Source organism: Colwellia sp. SU-HH00943 (assembly GCF_057546125.1).
The window spans coordinates 742,340-765,475 of record NZ_BAAJLW010000001.1 but is presented as its reverse complement, the minus strand read 5'-3'; the positions used below and the strand labels follow the sequence as shown (position 1 = coordinate 765,475).

Here is a 23,136-nt window from a genome sequence, read left to right as displayed (position 1 = left end):
AGTATAAGGCGTTTTTTTATTTTGTTTAGTAAAATTTTATGCTCGACAAAGTTTAAGCTAGTAGATTGGGGAAGGCTCCAATTGAGATTTATTAACGGAGATATAAATGAAGTTTTTTAAACCCACTTTAGTGGCTGTTGCTTTACTTAGTGTTGCAGCTTGTCAAGAAAGCACTGAAAATACAGCGAATGCAAACAGTGAAGCACCTGTATTTGATGCCGAAATTCAAAAGCAAGCCTATGGTTTAGGTGCCTATATCGGTATGAATATGCAACGCAATTTAGTTGAACAAGCAAAATTGGGTGTTGCTTTAGATAAAGAGCTAGTTGTACGTGGTTTTATTGATAGCATTAATGAAAAATCAGCCATTGAACAAGAAGAAATTCAAACCTTGCTGATGAATTTAGAGCAAACCATGAAAACTAAGCAGCAAGAAGCATTAGTGAAAGAGTCTGAAGAAAGCTTAGCGGAAGGGCAAAAGTTTTTAGATGAAAATGCTAAGAAAGAAGGTGTTCAGGTTACCGAATCAGGTATTCAATACGTTGTTATAACTGACGCTGAAGGTGAAAAACCCGTTGCGACTGATACTGTTAAAGTTCACTATAAAGGTACTTTTTTAAACGGGGATACTTTTGATAGCTCATATGATCGTGGAGAACCAGCAGTATTTCCATTAAATCGCGTCATTAAAGGTTGGACTGAAGGCGTACAACTTATGTCTGTGGGTTCAAAGTATAAATTTACTATTCCATCAGATTTAGCTTATGGTCCAAATGGTAATCCGCCTCGCATTCCTGGTAACTCAGTATTAGAGTTTGAAATTGAGTTGTTAGAAATTCAAAAACCTGAGCCAGCGCCACAAGTAGGTGATGAGCCTGAAGTTACTAAATAAACGTTAGGTTACTTTAATTAGTAGCCCTTTAAAAACCATCAACGACTTTGTTGATGGTTTTTTTATGTGTTGTAAATGGGATATTTTGAATCATGAAAAAATTGCTTATCATTGGTTGGGTTTGGCCTGAGCCAAACTCATCGGCTGCTGGAAGTCGCATGCTGCAATTAATTGGTTTTTTCCAACAGCAAGGCTATCAAGTGACCTTTGCGTGCACCGCAGTACGCACAGAACATATGGTTGATTTAACCGGCCTTGATGTTGACTGTATTGATATCAAACTTAATTGTGCTAGTTTCGATGAATTTGTTGTGCAATTAAATCCCGATGTGGTGATGTTCGATCGTTTTATGATGGAAGAGCAATTTGGTTGGCGTATCAGTGAGCAATGCCCGCAAGCTTTAAGAATTTTAGATACTGAAGATTTATTTTGTTTACGCCATGCGAGGCATGATGCCCATAAAAAGCACGTGACTATTTCAGAGAGTGATTTATTAAATTCTGATCTAGCCAAGCGGGAAGTCGCGGCTATTTTCCGTTGTGACATCAGCATTATGATTTCACCGAAAGAAATAGACATATTAACGCAGTTATTTGGCGTGGATAAAAGTTTATTGATGTATTTACCCTTTGCGTTTACGACAGAACAATTGCCGACAAATACGCCTCAATTTGAGCAGCGAGAAGGCTTTATTTCTATCGGTAATTTTAGGCATCCACCTAATTGGGATTCAGTGCTTTGGTTAAAACAACAAATTTGGCCATTAATTCGTAAGCAATTACCTCAGGCTGAAATAGCGATTTGTGGCGCCTATCCGCCTCCTAAAGCGACGGATTTACATGATGAAAAATCAGGCTTTATAGTTAAAGGTTGGGTGGATGACGCCATACACGCTATGCAATCGGCGCGAGTTTGTTTAGCGCCACTTCGTTTTGGAGCAGGAATTAAAGGTAAACTAGCAGAAGCAATGATGTGTGCAACGCCTTCTGTCACAACTGATATTGGTATTGAAGGCATGACGACTGAATTACCTTGGCCGGGTTTAGTCGCTAATGATAGCCAAGCTATTGCTGATGCTGCGGTAAGTTTGTATCAAGATCAAAATACTTGGCAAACAATGAGTAACTTAGGGCCTAAAAGCGCGCATTTATTATTTGAATCCCGTCAGCATTTTAGTGCTTTCTCAACGCGATTAACGGCATTATTATTAAACTTAAATGAGCATAGAGAGAAAAATTTTATTGGTGCTATGCTGAATCATCATCACCATAAAAGCACAAAATATATGGCACAATGGATTGAAGCAAAAAACAAGCTTTAAGATCTGTGTTTAGAAATAAGTGCTTAATTCACTAGCGAAGAAAACCCAATTATAAAGAGGCCGCTAATATTTTTGTAAGCCGATGAGCTGCAAGCAGTAAGCGATTTTCCATGATAGCTTGGTGTTGGCTCATGTAATCTTCAGGTAGGCTGATTTTGTCATCAGGCTCTTGGCAACTACCATTCTTATCCATTTGACAATACTTTAAGCTTGGCGTTTTGGCTAATTGAAATGATTCATCAGCCCATAACCATACTTGCGCTAGCTGCCAATTTGGTACTGTTTGCTGGGACCACTTTTGCTCAAGTGAGGTTAACCATTTACTTCTACTTTGTCTGCCCAAATATAAAATACAATCGTCCCAGTACCAATGTAAGTTGCTACATTTTGTTGATAAGTGTTTGAGTTTGACTTTATTCCCACCTAAGTCACTGGCAAAACTAATATGCAAGGGTTGATGAATATCACCAAGCCAATGACTTAAAAACATGAGCGCTTGCGCTCGTTGCCAGCTATCAGTCTTGAGCTTTAGTTGTTGTTGATGGGCTAAAATAGCTTGTGGTAGACAGTTTTCAGTACAGTCATTAGCTTCTATGCTAGCGTGATTTCTAGGGACATTCATATAATGCCAGCTAGAAAAACTTTTAAATTCTTCAACACGTTTTATTGCATCAGCCCAAGTACAGGCATTTGCGAAAGAAACTGGTGAACCTTTTTTGGCGTAAGTGTAATGATTTATTAAGTCTTGATGGTTTTCCGGAATGGTTAAGAGTAGTTGTTTCAGCTTATTTTGTTGCGTTGAGGTTAAATGTTCAAACGCTAGCTGGCAAACAACTTGGTGACCAAGCTTGCCTAAGGCAAAGCTTGGTAAGCTAATGAAAAGCAAACTGGTTAATAATGTAAAACACAAAAAGTAAGCCTTCATTTTTTGTTCCTTAATCAACAAATATTTGCATTTCTTCGCCAATTTGTTTGCGCATTTCCATGAGTTTTATAGCGGTTTCATGTTGTTTTTTATCCGCTTCTGTTTCTGGTACCCACTGAGGTACACGTTCTGACTGACCATTTTGGTCAACGGCAACCATGATAACAATACAGTGTGTAGTTGTACGTCGGTTCAGTGATTTAGGATCGCAAGCATTTACTTCAAGGGCAATATGCATTGATGAGTTTCCGGTATAAATCACTTTTGCTTCTACCTCAACTAAGCTGCCTACATGGATTGGGGCAACGAAGCGAATACCACCAGCGTAGGCGGTCACGCAATAGCGACCACTCCAACCTGCTGCACAGGCGTATGCTGCTAAATCGATCCATTTCATTACCGCGCCACCGTGTACTTTGCCACCAAAGTTTACATCTTGAGGCTCTGCTAAAAATCGTAGGGTGATATCACGTTGAGGATTGCTCATTATTTTTTTCTCGGGTTTGTGTAGATAAGAGGAATTTATCTCTTTGCTGTTTGATTAGCAAATAATTTAAAGTCAACAGAGCCATGCTTTAGCTATATAGCATGCAAACAAGAAGGATTAGCAATGATTCTTCTGCAAGCTATAGGTTAAATTGTAGATAAAATGAGCTATAGTTAATATACCTCGTATTAACAGTTTGATGTATAAATGGAAGGATTGGATATAAGAACCTTAGCATTCATAAACCTATTATTAGGTTTGTTTTTGGGGATAGGTTCGTTAATTTTTGCACGTATACATACGTCTTTTCAGGGCTTTAAATCATTAGCCTTTAGTTACTTTCTTTTTTCGTTTGGCTTTATATTATTAACCTTACGCCAATATATTCCTGATTTCTTATCTATCATTGTGGCGAATGTTGCCATTGTAGCTAGCGTCAGTTTGTTAATTATAGGCATTTTGGCTTTTTTCAAAAAAGACAAGCAAAGCTTTGCAATGGTTTCGTTAGCCTTACTATCGGCCATGACATTAGCTTTTATTTACTTCACCTATTTTAAAGAAAATGTTAATGCTCGAATGATGATGATTAGTGTTGTTGTTGCTGGTTTTTCAGTGTTTTCAGGTTTTAAGGTTTTTGCTATCAAAGAACGCTTGATATTAACGCTTACTCGTTTGTTAGGCTTTTCTTTTTTATATGCAGCCTTTATTTTTACGTTACGCATTTTTTTAACGTTAGGCGAGCCTAAGTTAAATGATTTTATGAATGCCGGTTTAATTCATGCTTTATCACTTATTGCATTGCAGTTTGTTGCTATAACTAGCTTTTTTACCCTTACGGTTTGTGCAAGTCAGCAGTTAGCGAAAAAGTTAGCGGTACAAGCTACGGTTGATTCGTTAACCAACGTCTATAATCGCCGTGCATTTGATGAGCTTGCTAAAAAAAATGTTTTGCGTGCTCAACGTGAGAAAACCCCAATTTCTGTCATTATGATGGACATTGATTTGTTTAAGCAGGTCAATGATAAATTTGGCCATCAAGTTGGTGACAAAGTATTGCAGGAGTTTTCCCTAAGATTGAAAAGCTGTTTACGCGAGTATGATATTTTGGCCCGTTATGGCGGTGAAGAATTTACCTTATTATTACCTGATACGAATGCCAACACGGCTTTGCTGATAGCTGAAAAGTTGCGTGATAAAATTGCTCAGCCAGTCTTTTGTTTAGCTGATAATACGGAGCTTTCTGTTACGGCAAGTTTTGGTGTAGCGACAAATCAAGGTGAACATATTAATTGGCAACATTTGATTTCATTTGCTGATCAAGCGTTATATCACGCTAAAGAAAGTGGTCGAAATTGTGTTAAATTACATAGTGCGGATGTGCATACTATGTCGAACATAAAGGTACATCATTAATTTTAAATCTTTACCTATCCTTTACAGTTCTCTTGCTAGCTTTGTTTTATAATCAACCGAAAATAAATTATAAAATGAAGGGTGTTATGTTGAAAGTTGTAACGATTGTATTTTCTGCATTGATATTAATTTCTTGTGGAGGTGGTTCTGGTGAATCAACTTCAAATGATTTTACGGAGACAGAGACAGAGACAGAAACTGATGATGTGCCTGTTGAGTCTGATTCAAGTAAACCTAACATTCTGTTAATTATTGCAGACGATCAAGGTGTTGATGCTTCAGCACAATATGCTTATTCAAGCGATGTACCCAATACTCCCAGGTTAAATACCTTAGCTGAGCAAGGCATTGTCTTTGATAATGTCTGGGCAACACCTGCATGCACTACGACTCGCGGCACTATGATCACGGGTCAACATGGTGTCAACAGTGGCATAGATTATGTGCCCGCTAAAATGTCAAACGATACACTTACAATACAGCGATATATTAAGCAGCAAGCGACGAGCAGTGAATATCAAACTGCGGTCATAGGTAAGTGGCACTTAGGTGGAGCTAATGCTGAATTAACGCACCCAACAGACAGTGGTATTGATTACTTTGCTGGGACACTCTCAGGAACAGTGGACGACTATAACGAGTGGACGCTAACAGAGAATGGGGTTAACAGTACAAGTTATGAATACCATACCTCAAAAATTACAGATTTAGCTGTTGATTGGGTAAGTGAACAAAGTCAGCAAAGTAATCCTTGGTTTTTGTGGCTTTCTTACGTTGCTCCTCATTCCCCTTATCATTTACCACCAGAGCATTTGCATACTAGGGATGACTTATCAGGGACTGATGCAGATATTAATGCCAATAAACGCGAGTATTTTTTAGCAATGATCGAAGCGATGGACACTGAAATAGGTCGCTTACTCGACTCGATGACTGCAGAAGAACGGGAAAACACCCTTATTCTTTATGTTGGCGATAATGGCACATCGGCAGCCGTTATTGATCGTTTAGTCTTTGAACAAGGACACAACAAAGGGAGTTTGTATGAAGGTGGCATTCGAGTACCTATGATTGCGTCTGGCCATGGTGTTGAGCGGCAAAATGAACGAGAAAGTGCCTTGATTAATACTACTGATTTTTTTGTTTCAATAGCGAATATTACCGGTAGCAGTTTAAGTCAGCTTAATGATAGTTATGATTTTATACGTTTGTTTGACCGTGCCGTTGATGGCTTACGTCAATTCAATTATAGCGAACACACTAGTGATGATATGACTGGTTGGGCTGTTCGAAACGAACAGTATAAATTGATAGTGCTTGATGATGGCAGTCAAACATTATTTGATATCAGTAATTCAGTGGCTGAAAGTAATGGTTTTATGGTAAATAATGCATCGATAGCTAATGAGCTATTAACTTACGGTATGGAAATTCGAGGTGAACTTAGCGGTGATGCTATTGATATAACGAATGCAACTTTTGTAAATCGAAGTGCTAACTGTGCTGAATATGTGGAGAATTACCAATCTACGGTATTGGATGTTAACAATAGTGCTTTGTTTAGTGGCGAGTTATCTATTTCATTGGTGAATGATAAATGTATTTTCCACACTAATAATATCCCTAATCACGATTTCAATGATGGTGAGCAAGCTTTTCCTAATGATGTGAGTGCGCAAAATGTGACTGTTGAAATCACGAATAACCCAACTCATGCAAATTCGGTTACGGATATTAGCTTAACCATGGACAATGCTATTTTACTCAATGGTGTGAAAGTAGATTTGTTAGCTGCTGCTTGTTTTGGTGTAGGTGATGGTAAAGTTGGCTGTAACGATATTAATCAACCGTGGCGTTATGATCCTATGTTTGCAGAAAATGGCTTTCGTGTAGATTCGCATAATGCGCATGCCCAACCTAATGGAAGCTATCATTATCATGGAACCCCAAATGCTTTTTATTCAGAAAGTGATAATAGTGCTGAATCGCCAGTGGTAGGCTTTGCTGCCGATGGTTATCCTATTTTCGGCCCTTATATTGATGACAATGGCACGATAAGGAAAGTACATTCCAGTTACTCGATTAGAAATGGTGCTCGACCAAGTGATTCAACAAGCCCTGGTGGAAATTATGATGGTACTTATCGCGATGATTATGAATATATTGCCAATCAAGGTGACTTAGATGAGTGTAATGGCATGACTGTTGATGGTGTCTATGGTTATTATATTACTGATGGCTTTCCTTATATTTTGAGTTGCTTTAAAGGAACGCCAGATGCTTCTTTTAATAAGTAACCTGAGCTCAGTTTAATAAATGTTTTTCTAGAAATAAAAAAGCCTTTCTCAATGAGAAAGGCCTGAAATGCTCGCTTTATGGTCTTGTTGATCAAGATTCTTATTAGTTATTTTTTAGAAGTATTTTTATTATTAATCGTTGCTTCTTTGTTAGCGCAGCTATTTTATAGCAAAGCATTTTCACGCCTGCAACAACTTTAATAGAGTATAAACTCGACGAGTTTTTTCGTACAAAGCCTTTATTTCTCTATCTCTTGACTAAGTAGCTGATTCCTTCTGAAAAATCTTTTTTGTTACAGAAGTGTAATGCGATGATTTTTTTTTGTAGTTGTGTACAAATTTTGTATTGACTTGCTCAATACTGTCAATTGAATTGATTTGGCGCATAGATTCAAAATACGGCTAATGCTAGAATGGCCGTCATATTTTGTTCGTTATCGAAAAGTTAACTTAGAGAAACGAACTTACAGCATAAAAGGTAGGCGAAACTTCAATCGTACTGACCACTATTTTAGAGGATTTATTGGTGACAGAATTAAAAAATGATAATTATTTACGTGCGTTATTGAAGCAGCCTGTAGATTACACGCCAGTGTGGATGATGAGACAAGCTGGACGCTATTTACCAGAATATCGTGAATTAAGAGCAACTGCAGGTGATTTCATGTCACTGTGTCGTAATGCTGAGTTTGCTTGTGAAGTAACTATTCAACCCTTACGTCGCTTTAAATTAGATGCTGCTATTTTATTTAGTGATATTTTAACCATTCCTGATGCTATGGGCTTAGGCTTATATTTTGAAACAGGTGAAGGCCCTAAATTTACTAACCCAATTACCTGTAAAGCAGACATTGAAAAAATTGCTATTCCTGATCCAGAAGATGAATTGGGATATGTAATGAATGCCGTGCGCACTATTCGTAAAGAGTTAAAAGGTGAAGTGCCTTTAATTGGTTTTTCAGGAAGCCCGTGGACACTTGCTACCTACATGGTGGAAGGTGGAAGCTCTAAAGCGTTCACTAAAATCAAAAAGATGATGTATTCAGATCCACAAAGTTTGCATTTATTGTTAGACAAATTAGCAGAGTCTGTGATTACTTATCTTAATGGTCAAATTGCCGCTGGTGCACAATCGGTAATGGTCTTCGATACATGGGGTGGTGTGTTATCACCGCGTGATTATAAAGAATTCTCTTTACAGTATATGGCTAAAATTGTTGATGGATTAACTCGCCATGCTGATGGCCGTCAGGTACCTGTGACTTTATTCACTAAAAATGGTGGTATGTGGTTAGAAGATATTGCCGCAACAGGTTGTGATGCAGTTGGTCTTGATTGGACCATTGATATTGAAAATGCTAAAGCTCGTGTTGGTGATAAGGTGGCTTTACAAGGGAATATGGATCCATCAATGTTATATGCACCTTTACCGCGTATTGAGCAAGAAGTTGCAAAAATATTAGCAGGCTTTGGTGAAGGTGGTACTGGGCATGTATTTAACTTAGGACATGGTATTCACCCTGATGTGAATCCAGAGCACGCTGGACACTTTATTGAGTCGGTACATAGGTTGAGTAAACCCTACCATGTGTAAGCTTTGTTACCCATTGAGCTAAATAGTTAATTCAATGGGTATTCAAGGTAAATAAATAAAAATTACTAAAAAGCCGTTAGCATAAGAATATGCTAACGGCTTTTTTGTGATTGATATGTAGTGATTAATATCAATCAGAATAATTTAAATATACTTGGCTTTTATGGTTTAACTAGTCTTCATCCATCTCATAAGCACTAAAGTCAGTGATACCTTTTTCTTCTAGTATACGACGAACGCTTGCTGGAAGTTTTTCATCGTTATCTTTAGCCAAGTCTTCATCATTAGGTAATGGCTGACCCGTAAATGCATGTAAAAAAGCTTCGCACAGTAATTCACTGTTAGTTGCATGGCGTAAGTTATTTACTTGACGTCTTGTTCGCTCATCCGTTAATACTTTTAATACGCGCAAAGGAATTGACACTGTGATTTTTTTTACTTGTTCACTTTTTTTACCGTGTTCGGCGTAGGGATTAATGTATTCGTCATTCCACTGAGCCATGTAAATTCCTCTGTTTAATTATTAATGCGTACAAAGATGCAGTACTATTTTATATAGTTATAAAATAGATTTTACTGGATGCTGAAATTCAGTCAAGTAGAAGTTTAGATGTCTAAAAGATCTTGACCTAAATAGGTAAAGCGTTTAGAGTTATAGACGTCCAAACATCTAAACAGTTTTATTGAATACAGTGATCACTTACGGTGATGTATACGAGGAAGAACATGTCGAATGCTAATATAAAAAATATCACCACCAAGGCGGTAAGAGCAGGCATTAATACTGATCAGCATCACGGTGCTGTGATTCCAGCAATTCATTTATCTAGCACGTTTTCATTAAAAGGTTTTAATGAAAAGCGTCAGTTCGATTATTCTCGTACAGGTAATCCAACCAGAGCCACATTTGCTCAGGCAATCGCTGATTTAGAGCAGGGAAGTACTGGCATAGTAACTAGTACTGGCATGTCAGCGGTACATTTAATCTGTCAGTTGTTATCGACAGAAGATTCGGTTGTCATTCCTCATGACTGTTATGGCGGCAGCTTTCGTCTGTTCACCCATTTAGCTAAACGCGGCCAATTTAAGGTCATTGTGGTCGATCAAAATGATCAGCAGCAACTCAGCGATGCGCTAGCACAAAAACCTAAATTAGTATTGTTAGAAAGCCCGAGTAACCCTTTATTACGCTTGGTTGATATTGAAAAAGTCACTAAAGCAAGTCATGAAGTAGGTGCCTTGGTTGCGGTTGATAATACTTTTCTCTCGCCCGCATTACAGCAGCCATTAGCGCTAGGTGCCGATATAGTTTTTCACTCTACCACTAAATATATTAATGGCCATAGTGACGTTGTGGGTGGCGTACTGGTGACTAAAGATCCTGAACTTGGTGAAGAGCTGGCTTGGTGGGCTAACTGCATTGGTATCACGGGTAGCCCTTTTGATAGTTTTATGGCGTTACGTGGTTTAAAAACATTACCGATCAGAATAAAGCAACATCAAGAAAATGCCGCACAAGTGGCGAGTTTTTTGAAAAACCATAGCGCTATAGAATCAGTTTATTTTCCTGGCTTTGAAGATCATCCAGGTCATGAGATTGCCAAAAAACAACAAGCGGGCTTTGGTGCCATGTTAAGTTTTGATCTTAAAGGCGGTGTTGAAGCCGTGAAAAAATTGTTCGCTAATTTAGAACTATTTACCTTAGCGCAGTCGTTAGGTGGTGTAGAAAGTCTAATATGTCATCCACCAACTATGACACATGCTGGTATGGAAGAAAGCGCTCGCCTTGCCGCTGGCATTACCAATTCTTTAGTTAGAATTTCAGTTGGCATCGAAGATATAAACGATATATTGGCAGACTTAGCACATGGCCTAGCTAAGAGTCAGCAATAGACTTGCATAGATAATAAATTAATTGAGAAATAAATGACCCAAATAGTGACAAAAGCGGGTAATTGGCAATTTGAATTTAGTGCCGATGAACAAGCTGAAAATCAATTAGCAAAACATGCTATTCATGTACATAAATTTGGCGGTAGTTCATTAGCTACACCTGAGTGCATTGTGCGTGTAGTTGACATTATTCAACAGCATTGTCAGTTAAACGATATTATTGTGGTTTCTGCTAATGGTAAAACAACTGATCAGTTGTTTGCTTTATATTCATTAGCGAGTGAAGTTTTAAGTGAAGAAAGTAGCGCAGCTACAAATAATGATAATCAAGCATTAATGCAAGCTATTGCTGATTTGAAAACCGCACAAACGGAGTTAATAACTCAACTATTAAAGCCAAGTTATGCACAACAGTTAATTTCAGCATTAAGTTATGACTTTGAACACTTAACGACTTGGTTAACGGGTGATTTAGCCAGTCATCATAATGACATTTTAAGTTTCGGTGAAATTTGGTCGGCACGTTTACTATCAGCATTGCTGAATGAAAAAGTATGCCCGAGCAATAGCATTGACTCTCGTGATTTTTTAGTGATTGATAACGAACAAAGCTGTTGTGTTGATCAGTCACTCAGTACTGCACAACTTAAGCAACGACTACAATTTGGTAAGCTGGCGGTAATTACGGGCTATATTTGTCGTGATGCTCAAGGGCGAACCTGCACTTTAGGTCGTAATGGCAGTGATTATTCAGCCACTATAATGGCTTCTTTAGTAGCAGCATTAAATGTCACTTTGTGGACAGATGTTGATGGCATATACAGTGCGGATCCTCGCATTGTGCCAACGGCAAGAAAATTACATCGTTTACCCAATGGTGTGGCGAAAGAATTAGGTAGACTAGGTAACCCTGTTTTACATGCTAAAACCTTGACACCGTTAGTGAATGAAAGCATTAATCATCACTGTCATTTGCACGTGGCAAGCAGCTTTGACGCACAGGTTGTTGGGACAGAAATTGGTAAGTTTGGTCAAATCGCAAAACAAGAACTGTCTGTTACCTATTTAAATGACTTATTACTTGTTGAGTCGGAAAGTTTCTCGGCGGAAGTGCTGCAAAAAATTCAACAAGTGTTTGAGCCTATTTGTATGAATGAGCAACAGGCTCAGTTTGTTATTCATCAAGCGCAACAAAAGCTATTAACACAATATGTCGCTGGTCAACATATTCAAGTGAAATTTCAACCAGTAGCTATTATCGCGACTGTTGGTCATAAAGTCGCTCAGCGTGGTGATATTAAAGCTCGTTTTAATCGTGCATTAAAAAGTGCCCAACCGCTGTCTATTTTAGCCAGTGAAAATAACCATAGTTTTATTGCTATTTTACCGCAGCCTTGTAGCACTGAATTATTAAATAATGTTCACCATGATATGACCAAAGATGCCCGTCATATAGGCGTAGTTGTCGCGGGATTAGGTAACATAGGTCAGCGTTTTATTGAGTTGTTACCCGCGCAGCTAAACAGAGTTTATGCCTTAGAAAATATTCATTTAGTTGGCTTATTATCGTCTAAAAAAGCTTTAATTAATAATGACGGCATCGATGTTAATCAGGCTTTGAACTTATTTGCAGAAGATGCACAAGATTACGATTATCAACAATTACTGTCTTGGTTAACAAACCACCCTTATGATGAATTAATTGTGGTAGATATCACCCCAAGCGAAGAGTTTAGCTTGTTATATCAAGATTTCCTTGCTCAAGGAATTCATATTATAGGTGCCAACAAATGGGCTGCATCATCAAGCACTGAACAGTATAATCAGCTAATAAATACTGCCGATGAAAATAAGAGTTTATGGCTAGGTAACACTACGGTTGGAGCAGGTTTACCTATAAATTACGCCATTAATGATTTGAATAATAGTGGCGATAATATTACCGCTATTGCGGGTATATTCTCCGGTACTTTGTCGTGGTTATTTGAAACCTATGATGGCTCTACTGCTTTCTCTGAGTTACTTCTTGATGCGTTAAAGCAGGGTATTACAGAGCCTGATCCTCGTGAAGATTTGTCTGGACGAGACGTACAACGAAAATTGTTAATTTTAGCGCGTATGGCTGGCTTTGAATTATCTTTAGAAGATATTGATTGTAAAAACTTGGTACCAGAAGCATTACAAGGGTTAAGTACAGAAGCCTTTTTAGCCCGAGCTAATGAGTTAGATGAATTTTTTGAAACGGCTTTAGCCGAGGCTAATGCCAAGGATTGCTGTATCCGTTATGTCGCTCGATTTTCTGTTGATGAAGCAGCAAAAATTAGCGCAAAAGTCAGTTTAGAGGTGTTAGCGAAAAATGATGCTTTTGCTAGTTTGACGCCTTGCGATAACATTTTTCAAATAACTAGTGGGTGGTATCAAGAAAACCCATTAATTATACGTGGACCAGGTGCAGGGCGTGATGTTACTGCCGGTGGATTACATTCAGATTTAGTCAACATTTGTCAGCAATTAGCTCACAAGCAACAACAGGTAAAAATAAAGGGGATAAATTAATGAGTTATAGTCATGCCAGACAAGTGGAGTCACTAAACCGTAGTTTGAGTGAAATCAGTAAAGATATTCAAGTTTCATTTGAGTTTTTCCCGCCAAATACTCCTGAAATGGAAACGACTTTATGGAATTCTATTGAACGTTTAGAGCCATTAAAGCCAAGCTTTGTTTCTGTTACTTATGGTGCTGGATCAGGTACACGTGATAGAACACATGAAATTATTAAGCGTATTCAAAAAGATACCGCTTTACTTGCCGCGCCACATTTAACCTGTATTGATGCGGGTCGTGAAGAATTAATTCAAATTGCAAAAGATTACTGGGCTAGTGGTGTTCGTCATATTGTTGCTTTACGTGGTGATTTACCTAACAGTGATGAAAAGCCAAACATGTATGCTTCTGACTTAGTGGAATTATTACGTGATGTAGCTGATTTTGATATTTCTGTTGCTGCTTACCCTGAAGGGCACCCAGAAGCGCCAAACCCACAGTTTGATTTATTAAACCTAAAACGCAAAATTGATGCCGGCGCTAACCGTGCTATCAGCCAGTTTTTCTTCGATATTGAATCATATTTACGATTTAGAGATCGTTGTGTCACTATTGGTATCGATGTTGAAATTATTCCGGGCATTTTACCGGTTACTAACTATAAAACCTTAGAACGTTTTGCCGGTTTAACTAATGTTCATGTTCCAGGCTGGATGACAAAAATGTATGAAGGCCTAGAAGATGATGAAATGACGCGTCGTATGGTAGGTGCCAACATTGCCATGGAGCAAGTGAAAGTACTTAACCGTGAAGGGGTGAAGAACTTCCATTTTTATACCTTAAACAGAGCAGAGCTTACCTATGCGCTTTGTCATACACTAGGTATTCGTCCACAAAAATAATGACCATCACAGGTAAGTATCAAGCTGACGATTCTCTGCTTAATACTTACCTTAGTTTCCTTGTTGCCAAGTGCTATTTTTTTTAGCATTATTAGCCTTTATCCTAAAATAACTTTTCGAATTAATGGCTAAAAGTTCTGCATTTCAAACTCACTATACCTATCAAGTCCAAGTATTATTGGCTAAAATTTACGGTCGCAGTAAATTAAAAGACTCAATACTTGAACGCGCTATTGCTTACTTTGATGCTCAAGAATTCACTGAAAATAGTACGCAAGAAAGCGAAGAAAAATCGACGTTACAGGGGTTAGAACAGACGGAACGTACTGGTCACTTAAAGGCAATATGTTATGAAATTCTAGAGCTTTGTGAAGGTGATGACTTTGAAGATACCAATCGAAAGTCAGCACAGTTATTAGGAACTATTCAACTTATTAGTCCGACAGAAGGCAGTAAAGTTGCGGATAATAACGAACAATGTAAAAGCCTGTATAAAGCCGTTTTATCACTTCGATTGCTTGATAGATTACTGCTTGATAATGAAGTCAATGATAGCAATATTGCCCGTATACTGGATGAATATCCTGATATTGCGTATACAGACTTTGATAGTGGCGCGAGACAACGCTTTAATGAGCAAGTTAAAATTCCATTGATAATGGCTGCATTATTACAAGATATTGGTAATTATCATCCTCAAGCACAAGCAATATTATTAGGTGCAGATAAAAGTCAAAACCCCTATCGAACCCTTGACGTTGAACAGCGTAAAAAACTATTACAATTAAATTATAAGCAAACGTTAAATTACCTGACTGAAGGCCTAGGTGTTATGCAGTATGTGGGTAATTCTCGAGAAGAGAGAGATCAATTTGTTATTGATGAACGGGCTAAGTTGCTGTTTGCTCAAACGTTATTGAAATCGAGTATTCAGCCAAAACAAGGGCTTGGCAATTTATTAAAAGTCCCTCAAATTTACACTTCTATTATCTTTTCAACAAAAGAGAGCTATAACTATAAAGTACTCCCTAAAGTTTTTCAGGTGGTCAATAAAAATGCTGAACTAGGCGCCTGTAGCCAAAAGGTTGTTGATGCATTGTATCAAATTACGGGCATGTTCCCTCAAGGGTACGGGGTTATTTATATGCCTGAAGATGAAGCAGGCATGCAGGGTGACTGTTATGAGTACGCTATTGTAAATAGGCTTTACCCACCTGTTCCTGAACAGCCTTTGTGTCGTATTGCTACCAGAAAACTAACCTTTATTGGTTATGGGCATAATATTGAAGTGAAAAAGAAAAATAATTTATATTTCCCACATATGGCTAAAAAAGTCGCTAGATTAAGTAAAGAGCGCTTAAATGAAATTCTTGAGTTACTATCGTCTAATTATCAAGAGCGACAACAATTAGATCTATTACCTCGCTGTTGGCATGCTAATGAGTTCTTTTCAGTAAAAACAAACCAAAAACTGTGGAATAAAGAAGAACAATAAATTTTATTAGGGAGTATAAAATGGCAGGATCAAAACGTATTGCATCTATCGATTGGATGCGCGGATTTGTGATGATTATTATGGTCTTAGACCATGTTTCCATGGCCTATAATGTTGATCATTTAGCGAAAGATTCTGCAGCAAACTATGTAGTTGGTACGCCATTACCCGCATTTGAGTTTTTCACCCGCTGGATAAGTCATATTTGTGCCCCGGTTTTTGTTTTTTTAGCCGGTACAGCACTGGCCATTAGTGTTGAGCGAAAAGTGAGTAAAGGCTTTGATGGCAAGGCCATCGATAAAGATATTTTATTTCGTGGTGCGTTTATTGCGATATTAGATCCCACTTTAATTTCTATTTTTGGTGGAAAGTTCACCTTTCAAGTACTGTATGCCATAGGCATTGCTATGATGTGTATGGCACTTTTTCGTCGCTTTTCCAGTTCAACTTTATTAGTAATAGCTTTTGCTTGGATTTTAGGTGGCGAGTGGGTAACTAGTCTATTTTGGAATTTTGATGTCGCTAGTCAGTCTGCACTATCAGCGTTATTTTTTGCCAAATACTATACATCCGAATTAAGTATTTCCTATGCGTTTGTTCCTTGGTTGTCGGTCATGATCATAGGCTGGGTGTTCGGTCGCTATATTTTGGATTATGGTCAAGGAAAAACAACAATATCACCGGCAAAATTATTATTTATTACCGGTAGTGCAGCTTTGATCGCTTTTGTTGTTATCCGTTATTTAAATGGTTATGGCAACATGCACTTATATCGAGGGGACTTTAGTTGGCAACAATGGCTTCATGTAAGTAAGTACCCACCTTCAGCAAGTTTTATGTTTCTTGAACTCGGTTTGATGGCGGTTATTTTAGCGATGATGATACAGGTAGAAAAATTCATAGGCACACGAGCAAATGGCGTGTTGTTAGTTTTTGGCCAAACCTCAATGATGTTTTATTTAGTGCATCGCTTATTTTTAACTGGCACTGCAAATTTTGCAGATATGAAAAAATTCACTGATTTACCCACAACCTACTTAATTACTTTTATTATGCTGTTACTGCTTTATCCGTTTTGTTTATGGTATAGAGGTTTTAAAGCAAAGCACCCAGATTCAATTTGGCTAAAATATTTATAGCGCGATAATTGACGACTAACACAGGAACTCTGATGACCACACAATTTATTAAGTCAAAAGCTGCCATTGCATGGGGGCCAAATAAGCCATTATCTATTGAAGAAGTGGATGTTATGCTCCCTAAAGCAGGTGAAGTATTGGTTAAAATAATAGCTTCAGGGGTTTGCCATACCGATGCTTTTACCTTGTCAGGTGAAGATCCTGAAGGTATTTTTCCGGCTATTTTAGGGCATGAAGGTGGTGGTATAGTTGAGCAAGTTGGTGAAGGGGTTACGAGTGTCAGTGTTGGCGATCATGTTATTCCTTTATATACGCCTGAGTGTGGTGAATGTAAGTTTTGCCTGTCGGGGAAAACTAACCTGTGTCAAAAAATACGTGAAACTCAAGGTAAAGGTTTAATGCCCGATGGCACGACACGTTTTTATCAAAATGGTAAACCTATTTATCATTATATGGGCTGCTCAACCTTCTCTGAATATACTGTATTACCAGAAATATCCTTAGCTAAGGTGAATCCACAAGCGCCGCTTGAAGAAGTCTGTCTACTGGGTTGTGGTGTAACTACAGGTATGGGGGCGGTAATGAATACCGCTAAAGTAAATGCGGGAGATACTGTTGCTATATTCGGTTTAGGTGGTATTGGCTTGTCAGCGGTTATTGGCGCAGCAATGGCGAAAGCCAGCCGTATAATTGCCATTGATATTAACGAATCTAAATTCTCCTTAGCTAAAAAGCTTGGCGCCACAGACTGTATAAACCCTAAGCACTTTGATAAGCCTATTCAGGAAGTGATTGTTGAAATGACCGATGGTGGCGTTGATTACTCTTTTGAGTGTATTGGTAATGTTGATGTGATGCGCTCAGCATTAGAATGTTGTCATAAAGGCTGGGGAGAGTCGATTATTATTGGTGTTGCTGGTGCAGGGCAAGAAATATCAACAAGGCCTTTCCAACTCGTTACTGGGCGAGTATGGCGAGGCACAGCGTTTGGCGGTGTGAAAGGCCGCAGTGAACTCCCCGATTATGTCGAACGCTATTTGGCGGGTGAATTTAAATTAAATGACTTCATTACTCACACTATGGATTTAGAAAGCATTAATGAAGCCTTTGATTTAATGCATGAAGGTAAGAGTATTCGCTCTGTTATTCACTTTTAGTGAGCGCTTTTAAGTTAGCCATTACTCATTCAACAATGACTAATTAATCCTTTTAGTTTTTAACTTTTTATTACTAGGCGAAAGTCTTGCGGCTGTCGCCTAAACGTGTAAGTAAACATTTTTATGAATCAAAAAACCATTAACCTAATCAGTAAAACTAAAGCTTTTGATGGTTGGCATTATCAATATAGCCATCAAGCGAGTAGTACAAATTGTGCAATGCGTTTTGCAATTTTCTTACCGCCACAGGCCAATGAAAATCATAAAGTGCCGGTACTGTATTGGTTGTCTGGGTTAACCTGCACTGATGAAAATTTTATGCAAAAAGCTGGCGCCTTAAAAATGGCAGCGGAGTTGGGGATGGCGATAGTTGCACCTGATACCAGCCCACGAGGCGACGATGTGCCTGATGATGAAAACAGTGCTTATGACTTTGGTCATGGTGCGGGCTTTTACCTTAATGCCACACAAGCACCTTGGGATAAGCATTATCAAATGTATGACTATGTGTTAACTGAGTTACCGGCATTGATTGAGTCGCAATTTCCGGTCACTGATAAAAAGGCAATCAGCGGTCATTCTATGGGGGGACATGGCGCCTTAGTTTTAGCGCTAAGAAATCCTGACAAATATGTATCTGTCTCTGCTTTTAGCCCAATCTGTAACCCAATCAATGTGCCATGGGGGAAAAAAGCCTTTAGTCAGTATTTAGGTGATAATGAAGTAAGTTGGCAAGCTTATGATGCCAGTATATTAATGGCGAAAGCACAACAAAGAATACCTGCTTTAGTGCACCAAGGCAGTGATGATGATTTTCTTGCTGAGCAATTAATGCCAAGTGCGTTAGTAAGTGCTGCTGAAAGTTCAGCGTACCCGCTACATTTTGTGCAAGAGCAGGGTTATGATCATAGTTATTATTTTATTGCCAGTTTTATCGAACAGCATTTATCGTTTCATAAACAACATATGCTTTGATGGTTGGAAGTTTGGGCAATACTGATTGTTAGCGTATGAATATGCCAGTAAAACGCTTAATGGCGATTTACTGGCATCAGTTTCATGAGTTAAGCTTAGTTAGAATAGCGTCTTAAATAACTAATCATGTTAAATACTAAGCCGCTTTTTTAAGTTCTATAACTTGGCTCTTTTTAGGCGTTGGCTTTATAAAATTACTGATAAAACCTGCGATAAAGATCAGTAGCAAGATATATAGCCAAGTATAATCTTCCTCAATTTCATCAACTTGATTGGCTTGCTCTTCCAGTTTCTGTCCTGATATTTGCTCAGTTTGTGCTTGAGCTGAACTTGGTTGCTCTGGCGCTGCTTGTGGCTCAGCTTGCATACTATCAGGTAATAACGCGGTTAAACCAAAACCGGCTGCTTGCGCTTTAAGATTGTCGTTAAACTTTTCGTTGTCGGTAACTACATCGAACTCTTTAGCAAGTTCGGCGTAGGTTTTCACCATGGTTTCAATGGTTTTCTCGTCAGTTTTCCAATAACCTTTACGCTCTGCTTCTAGCATACGCTCAATAATTTGCGCGAGGGCATGAGCATTGCTTTGCTCAAAAAATTCACGCATATCCAATTGATACTTATCTTCTACGTATACTTCAAAGAACTCTTGCCACTGATCATCTCGCACGGCTTCAGGAGTCATCACTTCCCAACCCCACATGTTATTCATACGATCAAGAATAGCTGTTGCACCGGCATAACCAGAATCTTGCATCGCTTGAATCCAACGAGGGTGGAAGTAACGGCTGCGCATTTCTTGATTTAAAAAGTGCTCCATGGTTTGTGCTTTAATATTGTCTTTTTTACGTAAGTTAGAGACATACATTTCAGGCGTTTTACCATCTAAATGACGTACAGCTAAACCTATACCGCCAAAGTATTGAAACGGATCATCATTGGTCATTAAGGCATAAAGGTTTGTTGAACGAGAAAAGATCACCGCATCAGTACCAGAAAGCACTTTTGAGTAAAGCTCAGTGTCGGCAACATTTTCACTCCATCGTTTTTCATCACTACCAAAGGCATAGCCCATACGTTTCAAGTATAAATCAGCTAATTTGCTGTCATCTTCCCAAGTATCAGAAGCTAAACTGGCACCCGCTAAACCCGTACCATAATTACCAGTTTCATTAGAGAAAATGCGAATAGAAGATAAATAGTCAGCATCTTCTTCTGATTTACCTTTTGCCAATAATTCTGCTTTTAAAGCATTGGCATGGCGATAAACAAAGTTGTTTTCTTCTTTCATTTTCGCCACTTTATCAATGGCTTTTGCTAACCATAACATCACATTAGGGAAAGCATCACGATAAAGACCCGTTGCAGTAATGGTGACATCAATCCTTGGTCTGCCAAGATCTTTATATTCAATAACCTCAGTACCAACGACATTACCTTGTTGGTTCCATTTAGGTTTTAAACCAAGGGCGTGTAACACTTGCGCTTCAAGAGCGCCTTGATGTCGCATGGTTTCAAGTGACCATAGTGAGAATGAGAGTTTTTCAGGATAGCGGCCGTGTTTTTCGAAGTAATCAGCAATGGTTTGATCCATTAAGGTAACGCCAGCTTGGTATGCTTCTTTGCTTGGCACTTTAGCTGGGTTAAAACCAATTAGGTTACGTCCTGTTGGAACAGCTGCGGGGTTTCTAATAGGATCACCACCGTGGCTCACTTTAATATATTCACCATTGAGCGCACGGATTAAGTTTTGAGTTTCGGCAATATTTTGAAAGTTCTGCCAGTAAATTTTAGCTTGCGCCAGATCTTTTGTTAACTGCTCTGATAAGTCAGGTAGAGTATTGTTTCCAGCTAAGTAGCTTTTTAATAACTGAAAACCAGATAAAGCTTCAAGGTTTCGAACACTACGCTCATCAAGTTGAGCTTCACTGGGTAATGATAAACCATGCTGTTGTTCATATTCACCAGCTAAGTCGGTAAATTCATTACCTAACATTTGTAAAATCGTTGTGTATAAATGCGCGGTTTCAGGTAACAAGCCAAAGGTATGTACACCAAGCGGCTGGCTTTGTTGCGCAAGTTCATTTAGATGATCTTGAATATTAATAATGCCATTTTCAAAGTCGTTACTTAACTGCTCTTGTGTTAACTGTAAGTCGGTTAAAATGTTTAATTCATCGGCTAAGGTAACAATATTGTCTTGGGTGTTTTGTTTGGTTTGCCCTTGTTCAAGCATTAAGTAATTACTAATTAGCTCATTCAGTTTTGCTACTTCTGTATACAAACCTGCTTTAGCGAAACCTGGCGTTAAATGACTTAACATAGTAGCTCGACCACGGCGTTTTGCCTGCATTGCTTCACCGACATTATCAATAATGTAAGGGTAAAATACTGGCAAGTTCCCAATAGCTAAATTAGGTGCATCATAAACTGATAACCCACGCTCTTTACCACTTAGCCACTCTTGCGAGCCGTGTGTTCCTAAGTGAATAAAGGCATTGGCGCCAAATACTTCTCGAGCGTAAAGATAAAAAGCCATGTAGGCATGATTTATTGGGGTTTTAGTGCTGTGATAAAGGGCGCCATGTTCTTTGGCATCTTTACCACGCATACCTTGCGGTAGCACAATTAAGTTACCTAATTTCATGCGAGGGATTACAAACGCTTGCTCACCATTATGATCGGTTAATAAGTTGTTTTCTTCTGGTGTACCCCAGCGCTCATTAATCGGCTTTTGTACATGCTCAGGTAATTTTGAAAACCATTGCTGATAGGTTGAAAGGGGTAAATAATCGGCTAAACCTTGCTCAATTAAGTTACTCACCTCTTCACCACGATAAAAAGGACGTAACAACTTGCCCGCTGATTCTATAAGGTACTCAGCTTCTTTAACATCAACGTTATAGCCTTCTTTTTTCATAGCTTTCACTATTTGCTCGATAGAAGAAGGTACATCTAAAAATGCTGCTCCGATGTTTTTCTCACCTGGAGGATAGTTCCAAATAAATGTCGCCACTTTTTTGTTGGCGTTTTCAATTTTAGCTAGGGATGCATGGTTATAGGCACGTTCGACTAAGGCGTCAAGTTGAGCAGACATCACCACTTTTGTGCCATCTTTCTTGGCGGCAATAATGGTTGGATCTGTACTACCGGTATCTTCAGGCATGACTAAGAAAAATGGCGTTAAAGAGGGAGAAATGCCAGCATGATCTTGTTCAAATGCGGCTTCATCGCCATCGTTATAATTTAAGGCGTGAATGACAGGTACGCCGATTTTTTCAAACTCTGCTCGACGCTTGCTAACATAGTGTAATGAACGGTAGTTAATCAGCACATCTGCACGAGGTTTATTTTCTTTGTCGAGTAGTAAGTCTGTGTAATCAAGAGGTTGATCTTCACCCTCAAAAAAGAAAGCAAATGCTTTAGCGCCTTTACCTTCTAACCCTTCAATAATGGCATTAACGATTTGTTTTTGCTCGTAATCTATTGTACTTCTATGAATACCTACCGCCACAACTGGCTGATTTTTTTCTGGGCTTAGCCAGCTGAAAAATGCCTGTTCGTCATCACTAACACCACCCGGGAAGTTATCATGAAATAAGCCGACGGTTGGCACAATAAAGGGCGGCTCAACTTTCACATCATCAGTTAACGATAGCACGTCAACGGCAATGTAATTCATTAAGTTAGCGTAGTTATTTCGACCAGCATTGTTGTAATATTTTCCAACCATGATTCTTTGATCGTCTGACAAACCTTGGTTCATTGATGGATTATCAATATCACCTAATGAAACAACAGGCACCTGTGAGAACTGGGTAAGATGCCCTTGATACTTAGCAAACATAAATTTTGATAATGCTGGATTAATACCATCAAGTAGTATCAAACTGGCTTGAGACCAACTAGCGTTAATTTCTTCTTCAGATTTGCCCTTAGTATCAAAGTTAACTAACTCAAAGGGTTGATCTTTTGCTAACGCTTGCAGTAAATCCCCTTTAGGCTTTGAGACATGGCTTGACAGCATGATAAGTACTTGCGGCTTATCAGCAGCATTAGCAATAAAAGTGAATAGGGATAGTAGTAAAATAAGAATACGCACGA

General features: G+C 38.6%; 16 protein-coding genes. 12 read left to right on the top strand and 4 right to left on the bottom strand.

Going from position 1 to position 23,136, the window contains the following annotated elements; all coding sequences use genetic code 11:
- Positions 1 to 106 precede the first annotated feature (106 nt).
- Both fkpA and AC27GZ_RS03305 read left to right on the top strand, forming a co-directional pair.
- A complete protein-coding gene (fkpA, locus tag AC27GZ_RS03310; RefSeq protein ID WP_487093448.1) occupies positions 107 to 892 on the top strand; it encodes an FKBP-type peptidyl-prolyl cis-trans isomerase in 786 nt (261 codons plus the stop codon).
- 92 nt (positions 893 to 984) lie between these two features.
- Positions 985 to 2,214, top strand: coding sequence for a glycosyltransferase (locus AC27GZ_RS03305; RefSeq protein ID WP_487093447.1), 1,230 nt, complete (start codon positions 985 to 987; stop codon positions 2,212 to 2,214).
- 49 nt (positions 2,215 to 2,263) lie between these two features.
- Here the strand turns inward: AC27GZ_RS03305 and AC27GZ_RS03300 are convergent, their stop codons facing one another.
- Both AC27GZ_RS03300 and AC27GZ_RS03295 read right to left on the bottom strand, forming a co-directional pair.
- Positions 2,264 to 3,139, bottom strand: a complete 876-nt coding sequence (locus AC27GZ_RS03300) for a S1/P1 nuclease (protein ID WP_487093446.1) — start codon at positions 3,137 to 3,139, stop codon at positions 2,264 to 2,266.
- A 10-nt stretch (positions 3,140 to 3,149) separates the two neighbouring features.
- The gene (locus AC27GZ_RS03295) at positions 3,150 to 3,626 is read right to left on the bottom strand and encodes an acyl-CoA thioesterase (protein WP_487093445.1); all 477 of its coding nucleotides are present in this window, start codon (positions 3,624 to 3,626) and stop codon (positions 3,150 to 3,152) included.
- Positions 3,627 to 3,833: 207 nt separating this feature from the next.
- On the opposite strand from AC27GZ_RS03295, the gene AC27GZ_RS03290 reads away from it, so the two are divergent.
- The 3 genes from AC27GZ_RS03290 (at position 3,834) to hemE (ending at position 8,930) form a co-directional block, all read left to right on the top strand.
- Positions 3,834 to 5,039, top strand: coding sequence for a GGDEF domain-containing protein (locus AC27GZ_RS03290; RefSeq protein WP_487093444.1), 1,206 nt, complete (start codon positions 3,834 to 3,836; stop codon positions 5,037 to 5,039).
- An 86-nt stretch (positions 5,040 to 5,125) separates the two neighbouring features.
- Positions 5,126 to 7,336: a YHYH protein gene (locus tag AC27GZ_RS03285; protein ID WP_487093443.1), complete on the top strand. Its 2,211-nt coding sequence runs from the start codon at positions 5,126 to 5,128 to the stop codon at positions 7,334 to 7,336.
- Between the two features lie 526 nt (positions 7,337 to 7,862).
- Positions 7,863 to 8,930 (top strand): uroporphyrinogen decarboxylase, encoded by a 1,068-nt coding sequence (gene hemE / locus AC27GZ_RS03280; protein ID WP_487093442.1) that lies wholly within the window; start codon positions 7,863 to 7,865, stop codon positions 8,928 to 8,930.
- A 172-nt stretch (positions 8,931 to 9,102) separates the two neighbouring features.
- Here the strand turns inward: hemE and metJ are convergent, their stop codons facing one another.
- Positions 9,103 to 9,432 carry a met regulon transcriptional regulator MetJ gene (metJ, locus tag AC27GZ_RS03275; RefSeq protein ID WP_487093441.1) on the bottom strand — a complete coding sequence of 110 codons (330 nt, stop codon included), beginning with the start codon at positions 9,430 to 9,432 and terminating at the stop codon, positions 9,103 to 9,105.
- A 224-nt stretch (positions 9,433 to 9,656) separates the two neighbouring features.
- On the opposite strand from metJ, the gene metB reads away from it, so the two are divergent.
- The 7 genes from metB to fghA all read left to right on the top strand — a co-directional run bounded on the left by metB (position 9,657) and on the right by fghA (position 19,035).
- A complete protein-coding gene (metB, locus tag AC27GZ_RS03270) occupies positions 9,657 to 10,823 on the top strand; it encodes a cystathionine gamma-synthase (RefSeq protein WP_487093440.1) in 1,167 nt (388 codons plus the stop codon).
- A 33-nt stretch (positions 10,824 to 10,856) separates the two neighbouring features.
- Positions 10,857 to 13,379, top strand: a complete 2,523-nt coding sequence (gene metL, locus AC27GZ_RS03265) for a bifunctional aspartate kinase/homoserine dehydrogenase II (RefSeq protein WP_487093439.1) — start codon at positions 10,857 to 10,859, stop codon at positions 13,377 to 13,379.
- The gene (metF, locus tag AC27GZ_RS03260) at positions 13,379 to 14,269 is read left to right on the top strand and encodes a methylenetetrahydrofolate reductase (RefSeq protein ID WP_487093438.1); all 891 of its coding nucleotides are present in this window, start codon (positions 13,379 to 13,381) and stop codon (positions 14,267 to 14,269) included. The genes metL and metF overlap by 1 nt, the downstream gene beginning before the upstream one ends.
- 124 nt (positions 14,270 to 14,393) lie before the next feature.
- A complete protein-coding gene (locus AC27GZ_RS03255) occupies positions 14,394 to 15,764 on the top strand; it encodes a hypothetical protein (protein ID WP_487093437.1) in 1,371 nt (456 codons plus the stop codon).
- A 20-nt stretch (positions 15,765 to 15,784) separates the two neighbouring features.
- Entirely contained in the window at positions 15,785 to 16,903 is a 1,119-nt protein-coding gene (locus AC27GZ_RS03250) for an acetyltransferase domain-containing protein (RefSeq protein ID WP_487093436.1), read from the top strand.
- Positions 16,904 to 16,935: 32 nt separating this feature from the next.
- Positions 16,936 to 18,060: an S-(hydroxymethyl)glutathione dehydrogenase/class III alcohol dehydrogenase gene (locus tag AC27GZ_RS03245; RefSeq protein WP_487093435.1), complete on the top strand. Its 1,125-nt coding sequence runs from the start codon at positions 16,936 to 16,938 to the stop codon at positions 18,058 to 18,060.
- Between the two features lie 123 nt (positions 18,061 to 18,183).
- Positions 18,184 to 19,035 carry an S-formylglutathione hydrolase gene (fghA, locus tag AC27GZ_RS03240; protein WP_487093434.1) on the top strand — a complete coding sequence of 284 codons (852 nt, stop codon included), beginning with the start codon at positions 18,184 to 18,186 and terminating at the stop codon, positions 19,033 to 19,035.
- A 136-nt stretch (positions 19,036 to 19,171) separates the two neighbouring features.
- Here fghA and cobN read toward each other — a convergent pair whose 3' ends face one another.
- A complete protein-coding gene (gene cobN, locus AC27GZ_RS03235; RefSeq protein WP_487093433.1) occupies positions 19,172 to 23,134 on the bottom strand; it encodes a cobaltochelatase subunit CobN in 3,963 nt (1,320 codons plus the stop codon).
- Between the last annotated feature and the right edge of the window lie 2 nt (positions 23,135 to 23,136).

What these genes read in the sequence shown, in the direction of transcription:
- AC27GZ_RS03305 (WP_487093447.1), top strand. Translation starts at nt 985, where the DNA reads ATGAAAAAATTGCTTATCATTGGTTGGGTTTGGCCTGAGCCAAACTCA.
- AC27GZ_RS03295 (WP_487093445.1), bottom strand. Translation starts at nt 3,626, where the DNA reads ATGAGCAATCCTCAACGTGATATCACCCTACGATTTTTAGCAGAGCCT.
- AC27GZ_RS03290 (WP_487093444.1), top strand. Translation starts at nt 3,834, where the DNA reads ATGGAAGGATTGGATATAAGAACCTTAGCATTCATAAACCTATTATTA.
- AC27GZ_RS03300 (WP_487093446.1), bottom strand. Translation starts at nt 3,139, where the DNA reads ATGAAGGCTTACTTTTTGTGTTTTACATTATTAACCAGTTTGCTTTTC.
- fkpA (WP_487093448.1), top strand. Translation starts at nt 107, where the DNA reads ATGAAGTTTTTTAAACCCACTTTAGTGGCTGTTGCTTTACTTAGTGTT.
- metL (WP_487093439.1), top strand. Translation starts at nt 10,857, where the DNA reads ATGACCCAAATAGTGACAAAAGCGGGTAATTGGCAATTTGAATTTAGT.
- metF (WP_487093438.1), top strand. Translation starts at nt 13,379, where the DNA reads ATGAGTTATAGTCATGCCAGACAAGTGGAGTCACTAAACCGTAGTTTG.
- AC27GZ_RS03255 (WP_487093437.1), top strand. Translation starts at nt 14,394, where the DNA reads ATGGCTAAAAGTTCTGCATTTCAAACTCACTATACCTATCAAGTCCAA.
- AC27GZ_RS03285 (WP_487093443.1), top strand. Translation starts at nt 5,126, where the DNA reads ATGTTGAAAGTTGTAACGATTGTATTTTCTGCATTGATATTAATTTCT.
- metJ (WP_487093441.1), bottom strand. Translation starts at nt 9,432, where the DNA reads ATGGCTCAGTGGAATGACGAATACATTAATCCCTACGCCGAACACGGT.
- fghA (WP_487093434.1), top strand. Translation starts at nt 18,184, where the DNA reads ATGAATCAAAAAACCATTAACCTAATCAGTAAAACTAAAGCTTTTGAT.
- AC27GZ_RS03245 (WP_487093435.1), top strand. Translation starts at nt 16,936, where the DNA reads ATGACCACACAATTTATTAAGTCAAAAGCTGCCATTGCATGGGGGCCA.
- metB (WP_487093440.1), top strand. Translation starts at nt 9,657, where the DNA reads ATGTCGAATGCTAATATAAAAAATATCACCACCAAGGCGGTAAGAGCA.
- AC27GZ_RS03250 (WP_487093436.1), top strand. Translation starts at nt 15,785, where the DNA reads ATGGCAGGATCAAAACGTATTGCATCTATCGATTGGATGCGCGGATTT.